General features: G+C 44.3%; 18 protein-coding genes. 6 read left to right on the top strand and 12 right to left on the bottom strand.

Features of this window, described 5'->3' with window-relative positions:
• Positions 1-926 precede the first annotated feature (926 nt).
• On the top strand, positions 927-1,277 hold the full coding sequence (locus GX654_04225; GenBank protein NLD36056.1) for a PEP-CTERM sorting domain-containing protein: 351 nt from the start codon (positions 927-929) through the stop codon (positions 1,275-1,277).
• A gap of 83 nt (positions 1,278-1,360) precedes the next feature.
• Here GX654_04225 and GX654_04220 read toward each other — a convergent pair whose 3' ends face one another.
• From GX654_04220 to GX654_04210, 3 genes are all read right to left on the bottom strand, one after another.
• On the bottom strand, positions 1,361-2,002 hold the full coding sequence (locus GX654_04220; GenBank protein ID NLD36055.1) for an arginine N-succinyltransferase: 642 nt from the start codon (positions 2,000-2,002) through the stop codon (positions 1,361-1,363).
• 340 nt (positions 2,003-2,342) lie between these two features.
• The gene (locus tag GX654_04215) at positions 2,343-3,452 is read right to left on the bottom strand and encodes a hypothetical protein (GenBank protein ID NLD36054.1); all 1,110 of its coding nucleotides are present in this window, start codon (positions 3,450-3,452) and stop codon (positions 2,343-2,345) included.
• A gap of 9 nt (positions 3,453-3,461) precedes the next feature.
• A complete protein-coding gene (locus GX654_04210) occupies positions 3,462-4,070 on the bottom strand; it encodes a hypothetical protein (protein ID NLD36053.1) in 609 nt (202 codons plus the stop codon).
• A gap of 245 nt (positions 4,071-4,315) precedes the next feature.
• On the opposite strand from GX654_04210, the gene GX654_04205 reads away from it, so the two are divergent.
• Positions 4,316-4,972, top strand: coding sequence for a lactate utilization protein (locus GX654_04205; GenBank protein NLD36052.1), 657 nt, complete (start codon positions 4,316-4,318; stop codon positions 4,970-4,972).
• 167 nt (positions 4,973-5,139) lie between these two features.
• Here GX654_04205 and GX654_04200 read toward each other — a convergent pair whose 3' ends face one another.
• From GX654_04200 to dctP, 9 genes are all read right to left on the bottom strand, one after another.
• Entirely contained in the window at positions 5,140-6,984 is a 1,845-nt protein-coding gene (locus tag GX654_04200; protein NLD36051.1) for an aldehyde ferredoxin oxidoreductase family protein, read from the bottom strand.
• Between the two features lie 108 nt (positions 6,985-7,092).
• A complete protein-coding gene (locus GX654_04195) occupies positions 7,093-7,539 on the bottom strand; it encodes an Lrp/AsnC family transcriptional regulator (GenBank protein ID NLD36050.1) in 447 nt (148 codons plus the stop codon).
• 111 nt (positions 7,540-7,650) lie between these two features.
• The gene (locus GX654_04190) at positions 7,651-7,962 is read right to left on the bottom strand and encodes an EthD family reductase (protein ID NLD36049.1); all 312 of its coding nucleotides are present in this window, start codon (positions 7,960-7,962) and stop codon (positions 7,651-7,653) included.
• Positions 7,963-8,122: 160 nt separating this feature from the next.
• The gene (locus GX654_04185) at positions 8,123-9,040 is read right to left on the bottom strand and encodes a hypothetical protein (protein ID NLD36048.1); all 918 of its coding nucleotides are present in this window, start codon (positions 9,038-9,040) and stop codon (positions 8,123-8,125) included.
• Positions 9,037-9,954, bottom strand: a complete 918-nt coding sequence (locus tag GX654_04180) for a hypothetical protein (GenBank protein ID NLD36047.1) — start codon at positions 9,952-9,954, stop codon at positions 9,037-9,039. Before GX654_04180 ends, GX654_04185 begins: the two co-directional genes overlap by 4 nt.
• Positions 9,955-10,058: 104 nt before the next feature.
• Positions 10,059-10,496 carry a hypothetical protein gene (locus GX654_04175; protein ID NLD36046.1) on the bottom strand — a complete coding sequence of 146 codons (438 nt, stop codon included), beginning with the start codon at positions 10,494-10,496 and terminating at the stop codon, positions 10,059-10,061.
• 190 nt (positions 10,497-10,686) lie between these two features.
• Positions 10,687-11,988, bottom strand: coding sequence for a TRAP transporter large permease subunit (locus tag GX654_04170; GenBank protein ID NLD36045.1), 1,302 nt, complete (start codon positions 11,986-11,988; stop codon positions 10,687-10,689).
• A 40-nt stretch (positions 11,989-12,028) separates the two neighbouring features.
• The gene (locus tag GX654_04165; protein NLD36044.1) at positions 12,029-12,544 is read right to left on the bottom strand and encodes a TRAP transporter small permease; all 516 of its coding nucleotides are present in this window, start codon (positions 12,542-12,544) and stop codon (positions 12,029-12,031) included.
• 2 nt (positions 12,545-12,546) lie between these two features.
• Positions 12,547-13,599 carry a TRAP transporter substrate-binding protein DctP gene (gene dctP / locus GX654_04160; GenBank protein NLD36043.1) on the bottom strand — a complete coding sequence of 351 codons (1,053 nt, stop codon included), beginning with the start codon at positions 13,597-13,599 and terminating at the stop codon, positions 12,547-12,549.
• 273 nt (positions 13,600-13,872) lie between these two features.
• On the opposite strand from dctP, the gene GX654_04155 reads away from it, so the two are divergent.
• From GX654_04155 to GX654_04140, 4 genes are all read left to right on the top strand, one after another.
• Entirely contained in the window at positions 13,873-14,298 is a 426-nt protein-coding gene (locus GX654_04155; GenBank protein NLD36042.1) for a pyridoxamine 5'-phosphate oxidase family protein, read from the top strand.
• 269 nt (positions 14,299-14,567) lie between these two features.
• Positions 14,568-15,002 carry a hypothetical protein gene (locus GX654_04150; GenBank protein NLD36041.1) on the top strand — a complete coding sequence of 145 codons (435 nt, stop codon included), beginning with the start codon at positions 14,568-14,570 and terminating at the stop codon, positions 15,000-15,002.
• Between the two features lie 124 nt (positions 15,003-15,126).
• The gene (locus tag GX654_04145) at positions 15,127-15,375 is read left to right on the top strand and encodes an AbrB/MazE/SpoVT family DNA-binding domain-containing protein (GenBank protein NLD36040.1); all 249 of its coding nucleotides are present in this window, start codon (positions 15,127-15,129) and stop codon (positions 15,373-15,375) included.
• Entirely contained in the window at positions 15,376-15,711 is a 336-nt protein-coding gene (locus GX654_04140) for an mRNA-degrading endonuclease (GenBank protein NLD36039.1), read from the top strand.
• The last annotated feature ends 396 nt before the right edge of the window (positions 15,712-16,107 follow it).

Below are 16,107 nucleotides of genomic sequence, written 5' to 3'. Positions count from 1 at the left end.
TAAAATCAAAAGGCTTTTCATAATTTTAATTCTCTCCATATAGCTGATTGACTTGCGGAGTAAAATCATTCCAATTTAGCTTTAAACACGAGCTTTCTTTACCGCACTACGAAACCCGGTACAAAATTCAGGTAGAAAATTGTTTTTAACCCCAAAGGGGTGGCATATTAATAGAAAAACCGATAACAAAAAACAAAGCTCCAAAGGGGCGTCATATAAACTATTTACAGAAGTCCGGATATAATAGCCTCTTTGGCAAGAAATACAAAAGAACTTTGACCCTCAGACTTCAGCCTCTTTCTTCCCCCTTCCAACTTTGAGCCTTCAGCCCTCCTTTATTCTATATATTTTATTTCCAATGTTAGGAATTACTTTACACTAATTTTTGGCAAACTTTTACACACTTTTAGGTTTTATTTCTATTTTATTTCCCACCCTAAAATCTGCTGCCTGTAACATGCTGTATTCATAGCTATTTTCTAGACTTTTTATAATTGACGAATATTTTCCATATTGGCATGGCAGTTGCTATATCTGTAAACAAGAAATCAAAAAATATTTTTATTTTGAATATAAATTGGAGTAAGCGAGGGAGAAAAACTATGAAAAGGATTAAACTGTTGTTAGTAATGTTAATGTTTTTACTTGTTCCTGTTTCTGCTATTGCAGATATTATTTCTGGTGTTAATTTGAACTTAGTAGCTAAATCACCTACTGGAAATGCAACTTTTGATACGAGTTCTGGAGACTATTATCTTGATTATGAATTATCTGATGGTGGATTAGGCCTTCTGCTCAGCAACGAGGTTTTCTGTGTTGAAAATGCGCCTGGGATACTTGGCTCAAGTCCATATACTTTGATTACCCTTGATGTAATTGATGAGAGTATTAGAGCAAAATATCAGGCTGCCGCCAAAATCGCAGAAATGAATTATTTAACTAATAAAGCCGCTGCCCAGGTAGCAATATGGGAAACTATATTTGATTTTAATGATACCAATTTATCTAGCGGTTTTTTCCAGTCAGCTTATCTTCCAACAACTGTAAATGGCATACTAAGTAATAGTATCAATTATATGGACACAAATAACTGGTGGCTTGCTGTAAGTCCAGGGTTGCTATATGGCGATACATTTATCGGGCTTGATGAAGGACAAGGCGGACAGAACTACCTGGTAAGGATGCCAGCCCCAGTTCCCGAACCCGCTACAATGCTTCTTCTTGGCGCAGGCTTAATAGGTCTTGCGGGTTTTGGACGTAAAAAACTCCTCAAATAGGGTTAATGGTTAACCCATTCATGATTAATGGGGAAGAGGTGAATAACCTCTTCCCCATTTCTTTTTCCTGAAGGACCGCTCTTTTATTCTCTGAGCCTTACTGTAATCTTCCCATCTTTAACACGTATATACTCTATACCTTCTGAAAAGAACTTCCAGAAACCAGCCTCACTACCAAACTCCTTTACCAGGTCAACATTCTTTAAATTTCCAAGCCAGGCATTTGGCATTGGCACACCCATGAGGCTTACGCCTCTTAAGGCAATAACAGGTTTACCATTTACATATTTAAGTTCAAGACCTGCTGTTATTTTCAGGGTTTTACCGCCAACGATCGGAAAATCCGGCTCCATTGGGATCAGGAGCTTTGCGCTGGCAAGGTCATCAGACAATTCTATTGCAAGCCTTGAGGCAAGGTCAGTGTTATTGGCTATAAGGCCATTTATCTCTCGCTCGGTAAACCTTATCTCCCTTGCTGCCCCTTCTTCGCTGTATTTCTCCGGTTTTACCGGTTTTTCAGGTTTGGTTTTTTTATTTTCTCTACCAACTCTGTCAGATATCCCTGTTGTGTCAAGTCTGGATATCTTTTGCTCAAGGGTTATTTTTTCACGCTCGCTCAGCTTTACAGGCCTGAACTCCTTTGGAAAGAGGAACATCATGGTCAGCCATACAGTAACGATTGCGGTTACAATGACAACACCAAAAATAATAAGGGCAATTAACAGAGGATTTGGCCGCTTTTTATTGCTGCCTGTTTCAGATAGATCATTTTGATATGCCATGTTTTCTCCAATCGATTGTGTATCTTAAAGGCATTGAGAAAGTATAACATAATACATTTTTACCACGGAGTACATCCGCCTTCGCTAAAGCTATGGCGGGACAGGCGGAGAGCACGGGGAAAAGCTTTTATATAAAAATAATTTTTATTTTTCTTAGCGCCCTTTGCGTCTTTGCGGTTAAATTTTAGTCTTTCACTTCAACCATACAAGTGTACGGAGAGCACAGTGAGAAAAACATTATAATAAAAACCCTCTGTGAACTCTGTGCCTCTGTGGTGAATTACTAAAATCTTACAGATCTGTACACCCTTTTCCCGGCCTGAATATCAACATCCTTTAGCCGGATAGGGTTAGAATACCCTGAAGAGACAGTAATATCATGCATGCCCGCATCCAGCGTGACCCTGGCAAGGGTAAGGCTTCCTGGCAGGGTCTCCCATGAGCGGGTATCTGCCTCCTCTAAAAGAAAAAGGACAACCCTGGCCAGCACTTCAGCAAGCTCATTTTCTTTACCTACCTTTTGGGCGATTGCCTCCTTTGCGCCTGCCCTGAGTGCCTGCCTTGTAAGATACTGTGCTGCCCGGTCATTAAGGGATGCCTTGGCAACCTCACCCATATCTGTTTCTACAGTATAAGGGTATATAGCAGTGTCATTCACCTTTATATCCGCAGTTGGGTAGGCAGAGGTCTCTTCATACCTGGGTACAGATATCCTTATAGACGGCGGCAATACAACATCGGAAGAGACCTTGGCGGGTATCCGCCCCTGGGCTATAAAGAGCACCAGCTCACCCTTACCCTGTGTAACCGGTTCAGGCCGATATGATTCCCTCGCCATAGCCCTTGCCAGCTTTTCATATTCTATACGGGCGCTGTCAGGCTGGTTCATGTTCTCAAAACACAGTGCAATAAGCGCCCTTGTAAAAAGGTCATTTTCAAGTGAGTCAGGATATTCGTCAAAGACCTCAAGTGCCTGCTTGGCCTCCACAAGGGCGCTCTCATGCCTCCCCTGCAAGAGGAAATTTATCATCAGGAATGTATGTATCCAGAGCCTTTCAGCATATTCGCCCTTGTAAGTGGCAGTGAGGTCGTTGATCATTACTGCTGCTGACTGATCTTTGATGCTTACAAAATCCTGATCCTTTACAAACCTGGATGCCCTCAGAAGTATATCTGTACTCTCCTCATATGCTCCCATGTAATGAAGGATTAACCCCTTTTCCATATAACATAGCAATCGGTTCCGTGAAGGGAGCTGAAGGCAGTCTCCAAGGGTCTTATCCGCTGCTGCAAGGTTGCCTGAAAAGAAGTCCAGCCTGGCCTTCTGAAGCGGCCTGCCTGCACAGCCTGATAACAGGAGTATGACGATTAGCAGGATATATCTGTGGCGCATATTATTTTGCTACCAGCCTATAATGGGTCTTGATGCCTCGCGAGCAAGTTCTACCTGATCCGCATAAGCGATTTCACCGGTCTTAAGGTCTGTCATAGTAAGATCAAGGCTGTAGTATATTCGCTCTTTTTTATTAAGGCGCATTTGCCTGGGCTGTTTACTCTTTATTGATCTGAGAGTCCCGCTCAGGATATAATCTGCCCCCAGTTGCCGCCCCTTTTGAACACGCATGGCAGGGTCAACAAAACCCTGATCCTGATACATGGTCTCTTCCTGTATGTTCTCTCTCTGACGCTCATCAATAAACCTGAACCTGCCTGAATTTATAAGCCTCATCCTGATCGCATCTGTGATACCCCCTGTGCTGATATGTTCAGATGTCTCATTAACCACTGGATAAACAATCAGTATCGGCTTTTTTTCTACCGGAAAGGTCGGCGCAGCAAGCAGCGGGGCAACAAGCCCTTCAACGATCTTGTTTTTATCTGAAAAATCATAACTTGCATCATAAGGTGCCTCACCCTTAGGGTTAAGGTTTCTTGTATGGGCGGCACAACCTGAAAATACAAGAAGGGCCGGACAAAATACTGTTAATAAAAGCCTGTAGATATTCTTCATGATATCATCTCCTTTAATTGATGGTTTTCTTTTATTGCATTTCCCTGTTTACTCCATATTATAAAACAGGGTTTTATAATAAATACCGGGTATAATATCCCATAAGTCGTTAAAAGGCCAAAAAAGTATAAGTGAATAGACAACCATACACTGAAATTTGTTCAACATTGTAATCAAAATATTATATAAATGTCCACAAAAGCAATTTTTAAAGGGTAAATACCTATTTAACAAGGAGAAAACCAATGGAAAAACCGGCTGAATTTTACTGGGCAAACCGGCTTGAAGAGGTAAAAAGCGCATTAATAAAAAACAACTTTGATGCCTTTGTTGCAAAGGACGCCGCAAAGGCAAAAGAGATTGTGGAGCTGGAAATTATCCCTGATATAAAACCTAAAAGCATCTCATGGGGTGGATCCATGACCTTCCTTGCATCGGGCATTTATGATGCCCTTAAAAACAGCAGGGATTATGAGATACTTGATACATATGACAGAAAGAGATTTACTCAGGAAGAGGTGGCTGAAAGGCGCAGGCAGGCATTGCTAACAGACCTTTTTATTACAGGCACTAATGCAATTACAGAGGCAGGGCACCTGATCAACCTGGACATGATCGGTAACAGGGTTGGGGCAATAACCTACGGGCCAAAGAATGTGATAATACTGGCCGGGAGAAACAAGATAGTGGCGGATTTAGAGGATGCCATGTACAGGATAAAAAACTATGCAGCCCCCATAAATGCCATGAGGCTTGATATGAAGACGCCGTGCGTAAAGTCAGCCCGATGCGCTGACTGTAAAAGCCCTGCAAGGATATGCAACTCATGGACGATTACTGAAAAATCATTTCCAAAGGGGAGGATAAAGGTGGTGCTGATAAATCAGGAAATGGGGATATAAAAAGATGGGCGCAGGGGGAGAAAATTCAAGATTGAAGATTCAAAATTGAAGATCTGTAATCTCAAATTTAAAATTCAGGATCATAGATTTAGGGTTATTATGTTTTCCCTTGTGCCCTGCGCCTTGAGCCTTGTGCAAATCAATTATTATTTATTCAGCCGCACCCTTCATAACCCCAATTCCTCAAGCTTGGCCTTTGTCGGCATGCCCTCCCTGTCCCATCCCCTTGCTGCATAATACTCATCCAGCATTGTATCAAGCTCTTCCCGGCTTATAAAGCTGCCCTTTGAGTTGCCATCCTTTATAGGTTCTGTAAGTATCCTTTCAGGGAGATTGTCATCCTTACGGCCAAAACCCTCCCTTGCATTAAAGAGCCTTGCAAGGTTATTCATCCTCTCTCCAACCTTTTCTATCTCATCCGGGGTAAAATTTAAACCGGTAACCGCCTCTAAAATGTTAGCAGTATTCTGTGTAGCAACCGCTGGAACAGCCATATCCAGAAGAAATGCGCACATGGTAGGGGCATCACAGGTGGCGGATCGCACATCCTGATTCCATTTTGTGAGCGCCCCCTTCCCCTTAATTGAAAACCTGTCCACAGGTTCAGGGATCGGTATGCCAAATATCTCCTGAAATGCATAGCCCCTATTATGGTCTGCCCCTGTGTATGCGGTGGCATAGTTAAGCCCGTGCGCCTTTGCACCCCTAACATCATAACCGGGCAGTTCAAGCCCCTTAACATGCATGGCATACCTTTCGGACCCCTTCCCGATACGTTCTGCTGCTGCCTTTGAGCCATCAGAGAGGATATCACCAAAACCCTCCCTGTAGGCCATTAGTCTCAGCATATCCACCATTGCCCTGTGGTTTCCGAATTTGAGCTCTATCCCGCCTGTATCTGAGGAATTGATTATCCCCTTTTCATAAAGCTCCATTGCAAAGGCTATGGTTACCCCGGCAGAAATAGTATCTATGCCCAGTTCATCTGATATCCTGTCTGCGGCGATAATGGCATCTATATTGTCCACACCCGTTGTACTGCCAAATGAGTACATGGTCTCAAACTCAGGCCCCTCTGACATAATACCCGAATACTCTCCTGTCTTTGCAAGCTTTAACTGGCTGCACCCTACCGGGCAACCATAACAGTGCTCCTTCCCCATATTTCTGGTGAGCTGCGTCTTTACCCCTATCTCATCAACCGGCACAAAGACGCCTGTCTCCCCATAGTTTTTGCCCGGGAATATGCCAAGTTCACTCAAGGCATCCACCACCATGGGTGTACCGAGTTTAGCAAACTGAGGGTAGAGCACAGGGCTGTTCTTCATCTCCTTTGCCATGAAGTCACGGGCGGTCTTAAGCCTTTCATTTGATGCAATACTTACAGAGCCAGTGCCCCTTACCGCTATTGCCTTGAGATTTTTTGAGCCCATAACCGCGCCCAGCCCCTTTCTTCCGGCTGCCCTTAGTTCATTTATAATGGATGCAAGCCTGCTCTGGTTTTCACCAGCTGGCCCTATACAGGCTATCCTTGTATTCTGATCATTCAGTTCGTTTTTTATAATCTGCTGGGTATCTGTGGTCTTCATGCCCCAGACCTTTTCAGCACTCTTTATTTTTACGCTGTCATCTTTTATAGAAATGTAGACCGGCTTTTCAGATTTGCCTTCTATGATCATGACATCATATCCTGCAAACTTGAGCTCCACAGGAAAATATCCGCCAGTAAGAGAGATCCCCACCGCACCTGTAAGGGGTGATTTACTCGTAATCGCCATACGGCTCGCGCACGGGACAGAGGTACCGGTAAGCGGTCCGGGTGCGAATATGAGTCTATTTTCAGGGGAGAGAGGGAGGATTCCCTTTTTCAACTCATCAAAAAGGAGTTTAATGCCAAAACCTGCGCCTCCTATATAGCTCCTTGCAAGATTTTCGGGTAAAGGTTCTGTTTTTATGGATTGATCTGTAAGGTTGATTCTGAGTATCCTGCCTGTATATCCCCCCCTGTACATTTTACCCTCCATTTTGATGATAAAAGTGAATATCCCAAGGGACGGTCGCATTGAAGCATACGCAGAACAAAATGGCCTTTTAGTGAGGGCTTCCCCTCACCAGGCGGCCTATGATTTCACCTGTGACTGTGAGCCAATCAGTTCAAGGTAAATGTTTGTTTCAACGGATTTCAGGCCATCGAGTTCGCCCACTACCGAGCGCATAAACTCTGAAAACTCCTCTGTGGATTTAAAAACCGCCATAGATGTAAGATTGTATCTGCCAGTGACAGTCCAGACACTCCTTACATTGGGATGCTTAATAAGCTCCTTGGTAACATTCTCGATCTTTTTCTGATCCAGCTCCATCTGTATACCTACAATAAAGGAGTAGCCGAGTTTTTTCAGGTCAGGGATGGCAACGATCTTGATTACATCCTCCTGAATTAACCTCCTTGTCCTTCTCCTTATTGTTGTGGAGCTGATATCAAGACTCTTTGCCAAAGCGTCACTGCTAATCCTTGCATCCTTTTCCAACTCCTTGATCAATGCCAGATCTATCTCATCCAGTAACATACCCCCACCTCCATTTCAGGCTGATTTGAATCTTTTTATTTGATTTATCCCGATTCGAATACGATTGAAATAATAATACAAATAAAAACACTTTAGCAAGAATTAAGATTTTTATCTTAAAATTTCGCTTATCTGGAAAAAGGGCTTTATATCTGTGAAGTTTTTCAAATCGGCTGACAGGTCAACGTCATGGGCAATCATTCCCTTTGTCATCTCCTCCATATTATCAAATACCATGCAGGCAATAGTTGCAAATGGGGCAGCCTCACCCGGGCCCCCGCCTGAAATGCCTTTGTCCACCTCCGCACGTATAAGCCCGTAGGGCTTCAAGAGTCTTTCCGCAAAGGGGATGTGTGAATTGAGATAATACTCCATATCAAACCTGCCCTCACCAGATGGATAAAATACAGTAGCCCTGATCATATCTTTTCTCCTTTTTTTCTTTACCGAATACCTCAGACCTCAAACCGCAAACCTTATACCCTATTATACCCTGTGCCTCTTGTCCGCCATAGCTTTAGCGAAGGAGGATGCGCCTTACATTTTTTACCCTGGGCCCTGTGCCTTGAGCCCTGCACCCCTCTTATTCCCTATACCCCGCAGGCGCTGCCTCCGCTATCGACCCCGTACCGAAGACTATGGGCATAAGCAAATGGGGTCTTTCAAAACCCTTCCATGTAAGCGGCCCGTGTTTTAAGGATTTCGGGGCATATATCGCTGTTGTTGTATCAAATGTGAGGGGTTCATCATTTATGCAGAACTCCAGCTCAGCACCCAAAACTTCAGGGTTATTTGGGTCATTACCCACTAGCAGCACCACCTCTTCATAATCATGGGAGTGGTCAGGTATAGGAGGATTCAACCCCGGCACGCCCGGTATCCAGCCAAAATCCACATAGAGCTTACTCTCAGAGATAAGGGCGCTGCTCATATAAATCTGTGCCGGGCTCTCCATTGCATCTGTTACATCTGTACCCTGAAGTATAAGCGGTTTTCTTACCACATATTTTTCATAATCCACTTCATCGTTTTTCTGAGGGATTATTTCCGATGATTTTCCATTCTGCATCGGGTCAACCCATGCCCTGTCATTCTTTTCAGGTCCCATGATGATTGATATCTCAAGATGCGGCCTTGAAAAGGAGTTCCATATGGCCGGGCCATGCTTTATCCCCCTTTTGATATAGATGGCAGTTGTTGTATCAAATTTTATGGGCTGCCCGCCAAGGTAATATGTTATCTCTGCGCCCAGATCTTCAAGGTTAAATGGGTCGCTCCCCACAAAAAAGATCACCCTGTCATAGTCAAGCACATGTTCAATAACATGGGGATTGGGATCAGGCATGCCTGTTATCCAGCTTATATCAATATATTTGTTGCACCCCGGCACAAGGTCATTACTCATATATGTCATAACAGGGGCGCTTCTTCCTTTGATATCTTTACCCGCCTCTCTAAGGGGATTTGTGACCATATATTTTTTACAACTGTTTAAGGTCATTTCCCATCCTCTACGTTAATATTCTTCTGATGCCCGCCAGGGTCAGACTGGGCAAGCACACCTGCATCAAAAATTATGGCCATCTCTATATGTGGCCGCTTATAACTCTTCCATTTAAGCGGGCCGTGAGTCACATTTTTAGGCGCATAAAGGGCGCATGTCTTTTTTAATAAAAGAGGTCGTTCATCAAGAAATATCTCTATCTCTGCGCCTAAGCTTTCAGGGTTATCAGGGTCTCCACCTATGTGGAAAACCAGTTCGTTTGAATCATCATGGACATGCTCAAAGATATGTGGATCAGGGTCAGGCATGCCCCATATCCAACTGAACTCAAGGTATGTGTTTGAGCCAGGCACAAGGTTATTGCTCATAAAGGTCATGGAGGGGTGCATCCTGTTTTTTGTTGGTGTTGGGGCCACAACCTCATATGCGGGTTTTCGTACCAGGTATTTCTCAGGATCAGATATGTGCCTCAAACTGCCTGCCTTATCCGCAGCTATTTCTCCATTTCGATTTCCCCTGTTGATAAGGATTGTCATCTCCATGTGGGGAGATGCAAAGCTCTTCCATGTGGCAGGCCCGTGGCTAACACCCTCCGGGATAAATATGGCGCTTGAACGGCTGAACCTTAAAGATGTTCCATCAAGCATGAACTCAATCTCTGCGCCTAAGCTTTCAGGCTCTTTATAATCATTGCCCCAGAAGAGCACTATCTTGTTGCAGTCACTCACCAGACCTGTGTCTGACACATCAGGCACAGGCATGCCTGTTATCCACCTGAGCTGGGCATAATAGTTAAGGCCGGGTATAAGGGCATCACTTGCATAGGTGAGCACCTCCCCCTGGTTTTTACCCTTAAGCCTGTTCCTTATAGGTTTCTCCATCAGATAGCTTTGCACATCATCTATTCGCATTTTCTCTTCCTCCTTCCTGCTCTCTCCTGACTTCTGACCTCTGTCCTCTGTATTCTGACTTCTGTCTCCTGCCCTCAGACCTCAGACCTCAAGCCTATCTTCTATTATCCCTTAATCTCCTGCAAGTGACTCTTCCCTGTCCCTGCCGTGTAATGGAATATGGGTTTATCCACCCTCCTGATGATCAGCGGGCAGTGTTTGAGCCCCTTTGGTATAAAGAGCATAACGCTTTTTGTAAAGATGTGCTGTTCATCATCATACCAGAATTCGATTTCACCATTGAGTTCATCCGGGTTATTAAAGTCGCTCCCGAAAAAGGTGATCACCTCATCAAACTCATGGGTATGGGGCCGCTCAACAGAGCCCTCGTCCCCCTTCCATATCCATACCGCCTCTGTATAGAATGCGCCTTCTACAATGTGGTCATCCATCCAGGCGATCCGCTTTGCATTTTCAGGGGGGATATCCTGGGGTTTCCCCGCATATGACATCCTCTTCATCTCAGGGGTTATGCCCTGGACTATGTATTTGCTGTATTTCATTCCATTCTCCTGTCAATCAAATCCGATTTTCTATCCGGAATACTTCTCTTTGCAAAATAAATATCTGTAGTGGCAACCCCCTGTGGTTGCCTGAAATTTCTACCACATGCAAACTGATACGGGCAGGCACACAGGCCTGCCCCTACAGAAATACCCTTATCTTACCCTGCGCCTTAAGCCCTGAGCCCTCTCAATTCCCTCTCATCAACCCCGGAAGCCATAAACTGATCTGGGGGAATATTACTGTTATTGCCAGAAAAATTACAAGCATAATCAAAAATGGAAACACCCCTTTTAAGAGTTCCATGCTTGAAATATCAAAATTGTTTCTCACAAGAAAAAAGTTGATCCCCATTGGCGGGGTTATAAGGGCTATCTCCATGTTAATTACAAACAGTATGCCGAACCATACCGGGTCAAACCCGAGTTCAGTTATTATCGGTACAAAGATAGGGATAGTAAGCATCATGATGGTAATCCCGTCTATGAAACATCCCAGAACCAGGAGTAAAAACATTATGGCCACAATAACCGCCATTGGCGGCATGTTTAAAGAGGCAATAACCAGAGAGAGGTTCTGTGCTACTGATGAGCTGCCAAACACATATGTGAAAAAGGATGAGCCCACAAGTATGATCATTATGGTTGAGTTAAGTACAGCGGTCTGAACTATTGCCCTGTATAGCCCCTTTAACCTCAGATCAAAAAAGAGGATCGCCACAACAAGCACAATAAAGCAGCCCACGCCCCCTGCCTCGGTTGGTGTTGCAATCCCGAAATAGATAGAGCCCAGGATACCGAACATCACAAGCACAACAGGCCATATAAGCCTGAGCGATGAGAATCTCTCTTCCCAGCTTACCCTTCCTGCGGCCCTTCCAAGAAGCGGGTTTCTGGCGCACATGATAACCGGCACGATTGAGAGCATGGCTGCCAGAAGGAGCCCCGGCATAACACCTGCAATAAAGAGGTGACCAAGGGGCACATTGGCAAGTATGGCATAGATAATCATTGTTGCGCTTGGCGGGATAAGCGGCCCAAGCACTCCCCCGCTTGTTAATGCCCCAAGGCCAATGGCCTTGCTGTATGAGTATCTTTTGAATTCAGGCACTGCCACATTGCCAACAGCGATTATGGTAGGCCCGCTTGCCCCAAGGGCCGCAGCCATGCCCGCCTCGCCCATAATGGCGGCAACAAAAAGACCGCCCGGCAGCCTTGACATCCAGTTTCTTGCTGCCCTGAACAGGTGTTCACCCATCCTGGTCTCTGCAATCAGAAATGACATAAGTGTAAAAAGGGGAAGCGGGGTCCAGGTAAGATTATAGAGTAACTGAAATGTTGTCCAGCCCGCCTTCTGGAGGGCAAAGCTTCCAAAGGCAAAATAGCCGACCACTATTGAGCTGAATCCCAGTGCATATGCTATGGGCACGCCTATCAGCAGCAGGAAAAGCATTAATCCTGCACATAAAAGGGATGCGGTGTTGTAATCCAATCTCTCTCCAGGTTGAGCTACCAGATAAAAACAATGTCAATTACATCTTACGCCCATCAATATTTATAAAACCTCTTATGATCTTCAATAACAGCACGATACAGAGCAGGCCATATCCAAAAGGAATAACAATTTTTACAGGAAAAAGGGGGATAGCCCATACAGACATGCTTGTCTCTCCTATCTCAAGGGAGTATGCGGCAGATCTCCACCCCTCCCAGGTCAAAACAGAACAGAACACAAGGCCGAAAAAGGGGCCTGCTACATTGAGCAGGAAAAGCCTGATCTTTTCAGGGAGAAGCACGATAAAAAAATCTACCCTCAGGTGACCATCCAGTTTTTCAAGATAGGCGAGCGCAAGCACAAAGGTCCATAAGAGGAATATGGTGCTCAGTTCATAGGAGTATGGTTCCGGGCTTTTAAAGAGATATCTTCTCACAACACCGTATGTCGCCGTAAAGGCCATAAAAAGGATCATTATGCCGCTCAGTGCGGCAAAAAGATTGCTTAACCTTTCAAGTGCCCTGTCTGTCTTATTAAGCAGCCCCTGAGACATTTTTACTCCACGCTGATGGTTTTTACCTGGTATGGATACCTGCTGTTAACATCATCTGCAATCTCCTTTACCCTTTTACCGAACTCTCCCATACTCTCTATCTGCTGTTTCTGGTATGGTAAAAGCCTTTCTCTCCACCTGTCGCGCTCCTCTTTTGAGATGATGTGAATCTTTTTCCCGCCTTTTATAAATGTCTGCATATCCTCTTTTTCATATTCAAGAAGTTTATTATGCATCCAGTCAACCGCCTTTTCGGTCTCCTCAATAAGGATCTTTTGGACATCAGGGGGCATGCTGTTCCAGAGATTCAGGTTGATGGTGTAGCCGTTCCATGCGGCGGCGCCAAAAAAATATGTCACATCAGAGCAGACATCCAGAAGCCCGTTTTCTATGCTTCCGTGGATGCCGTTGGCAGTGCCGTCTATAACACCCTTCTGGAGACTGGTATAAAGGTCTGTCCACATTACCGTAACAGGCGACCCGCCAAGATCCTTTATCATCCTTGACATGGCAGGGCTTATGGCCCCAATCATTCTTCCCTTCCACTCTTCAAGCCTTGTTACTGGTTTGCGCATAATCAGTTCAATACCGCTAAAATGCATAAGCCCCAGCGCCTTTGCATTAAACCTTTCCTGGAGTATTTTATCGTGAAGGGGAAGGAGCTCTTTTGTCGCTGCCATGCCCGCCTCTATGCTGTTAAAGAGAAAGGGGGTCTCTATGAGGGAGAGCCTGGGGTCAGAGCCTGAATATATGCCCCACGCCACATCGGCCATCTCTATGGCCCCGACCCGTACTGCATCAAAGTATTCTGGTATGCGTGCAAGTGATTCACCCGGAAAAACCTGTATCCTGTAACGGCCATTTACACGTTCATTGAATCTTTTTGCCAGCTCCTCATCCTTGATAGTAAGCGGATCACCGGCTGCGGCAGGCACCACCAGCCTTATAACTTTGGCCTTTTGCGCCTCTGCATGTGAAATGAAAAAGGCTGAGTCAATCAGGATCATGAGGAAGATAAAAGAAGAGAGTCGGAACAGAAGGTTTTTACTGATCATAACTTGCTCCATTAATAAGAGTACAAATATCATTATTATGCAGGATCAATTTTGAGTTCCTGACGTACACTTTACCGAGTGTTCGGTTTTTCTATCTGAGAGGGTTTTTATTGTCAACCCTTTTCTCCAGTTATGGTAAGGTTATGAGGCATGAATACCTTGACAATAGCAGGGGGTTAGGTCATAAATTAAGCCATCCAATTTATAGAAAGACCGGCAATATCTATTTCAGCGTCGGCACATTATATCCAACCTTTAATAATGGAGGCCAATATGAGTATCGAGGAATATACCAAATTCGCAAATGAAAATCCTATGTGTTATCTTGCAACTGTTGAGGGTGACCAGCCAAGGGTGAGGGCAGTGGGCATGTGGTATGCTGATGAAACAGGTTTCTGGTTTCAGGCCCAGTCTGTAAAGGCGCTCTATAAACAGATAGAGAAAAACAGTAAAGTTGAGGTCTATTTCACAATGCCAAATTTCAGCAAGGTAATGAGGGTTTCCGGCAAGATGAAGATCATTGAGGATATGGAGATTAAGAAAAAATGCATAGCCGAAAGGCCATTTCTTAAGACCATGGGCATTACCGAGCCAGATAATCCACTTCTTGCGGTCTTTCATCTCTATACCGGTGAGGCATACTTCTGGACAATGGCCGACAGCATGAAGGAGGCATCCATACCAAGGGCAAAGTTCTAGACTTGTTTATAAACAGGGCATGGCTATTTTTGTTTCTCTTTATGCTATGCCCTGTGAACAATTAAAGTGAAATATATGCCTGATAGTCATATGTTATGCCCATAGAGTGAGAGAATTCGATGAAAAAAAACAGTAATATATTTACGTGGCTTGATCTGATCCGTGAACGACCAAGAATGTACGTTCAATCTATCCATGAATTAGAATCAGAAATTTTGGGTTAATACTCTGCACTTAATAATCACAGTATCATAGAGCCCGTTCCTCAAATGGGACACCATTTTTTAATTTGGGTTAACTATTATACAGGGTGGGAAACTTCAATTGGATGGGCAAATGCCTTAGAGAGGTATTCGGTTAAACTGGAAAATCAGTTGGTAAAATTTTTCAAATTAGTGGATGAATACCGTCAGCTTAATCCTAACGTTCTTCGTACTGTTCGCCTTATGAAGAATAACCAGCCCACTGGCCGTAGAATTATTACTGGAATTAATGGTAAAATGGAAAAACCAAGACGAGTGGATATAATTCGATACTCTCCTGAGCCACTACATTTCCTCAGATTTTATTATCCGGACAAAATAGTTGATGGATGGATCCTAATGAAATCGGATGGATCATACATTACTACATTACTCGACGCTAAGAGATGGTTAAGAGATGAATTACAGGTCAAACGAGACCAATGGGAGAAAAAGGCATAACAAACTGATGGACGCAGGTAAAAAGGTAAAAGGATGAACAATCATTCGGGTTGAGAGGCTTTTCCTGGCTTGACACTTAAACCCCTATTGGCTATACTTTGGCTATCCATCAGAGAGGTTTAATATGGTAACTAAAATCCAAAAGTGGGGAAACAGTCAGGGTCTACGCCTGGCTAAACAGGTGCTTGAAGATGCTCATATATCGATTGGCGACGACGTTGACGTAACAGCGAAGGACGGCATCATAGTTGTGGCGCCGGTAAGAAAGGTTCGCGGTAAATGTAGCTTGCAGGAACTGGTGTCGCGTATACCTAAAAATCGCAAGGCTGAGGAAATCGACTGGGGCCAGCCAGTTGGTAAGGAGGCCTGGTAGGTGGGAACATATGTTCCGAAAAAGGGAGACTTCATCACTGTCAGTTTTGATCCCCAGTCCGGTCATGAACAGAAAGGGCGGCGTCCTGCACTCGTTGTGAGCAATACCCTGTTTAATCAGCGGACAGGCCTTGCCATTGTCTGTCCCCTGACTACCACCGATCGAAGCTACCCTTTTCATGTAGCGGTCACAGGAGAACCACATATGACTGGATTTGTTATGGTAGAGCAGGTCAAGTCCATTGATTACATTGCACGTCAAGCCAAGACTGTCGGAAGGGCTTCTAATGATCTGCTTGACAATGTCTTGTCGATACTTGATGCCTGCATCTATTAAAAGACCGGAATTAGCTAAGCTTTGGATATCCTTCAGTGATATTTGATATGGCAACTAAAATCCAAAAATGGGTAAACAGTCATGGTCTCCGCCTGACCAAACAGTTGCTTGAAGAGGCCCATATCTCGATTGGCGACATTGAGTTCCTTTAAAAAAGACAATAGGTGTATGACCTACAAAGTTGACAGAAATAATCCCTGAGATGCTGTAATATCAGGGCGATCCAACGAAATGGCTGAGTTAACAATATTGGTTTTATGCCCCACATCAGAGACAAGGCATGCCTTGTCTCTTCTATGGGACCACTTGTCAAGCCAAATTAGTGTTAATTGTTATTTTAGTCATACCTCTAGCCTTAGACCATGTGAACAGTAGTAGTAATTTATATAAATTACT

The sequence above is a fragment of the Desulfatiglans sp. genome (assembly GCA_012513605.1).
Taxonomy (GTDB): domain Bacteria; phylum Desulfobacterota; class DSM-4660; order Desulfatiglandales; family HGW-15; genus JAAZBV01.
This window is presented reverse-complemented; position numbering and strand designations above follow the sequence as displayed.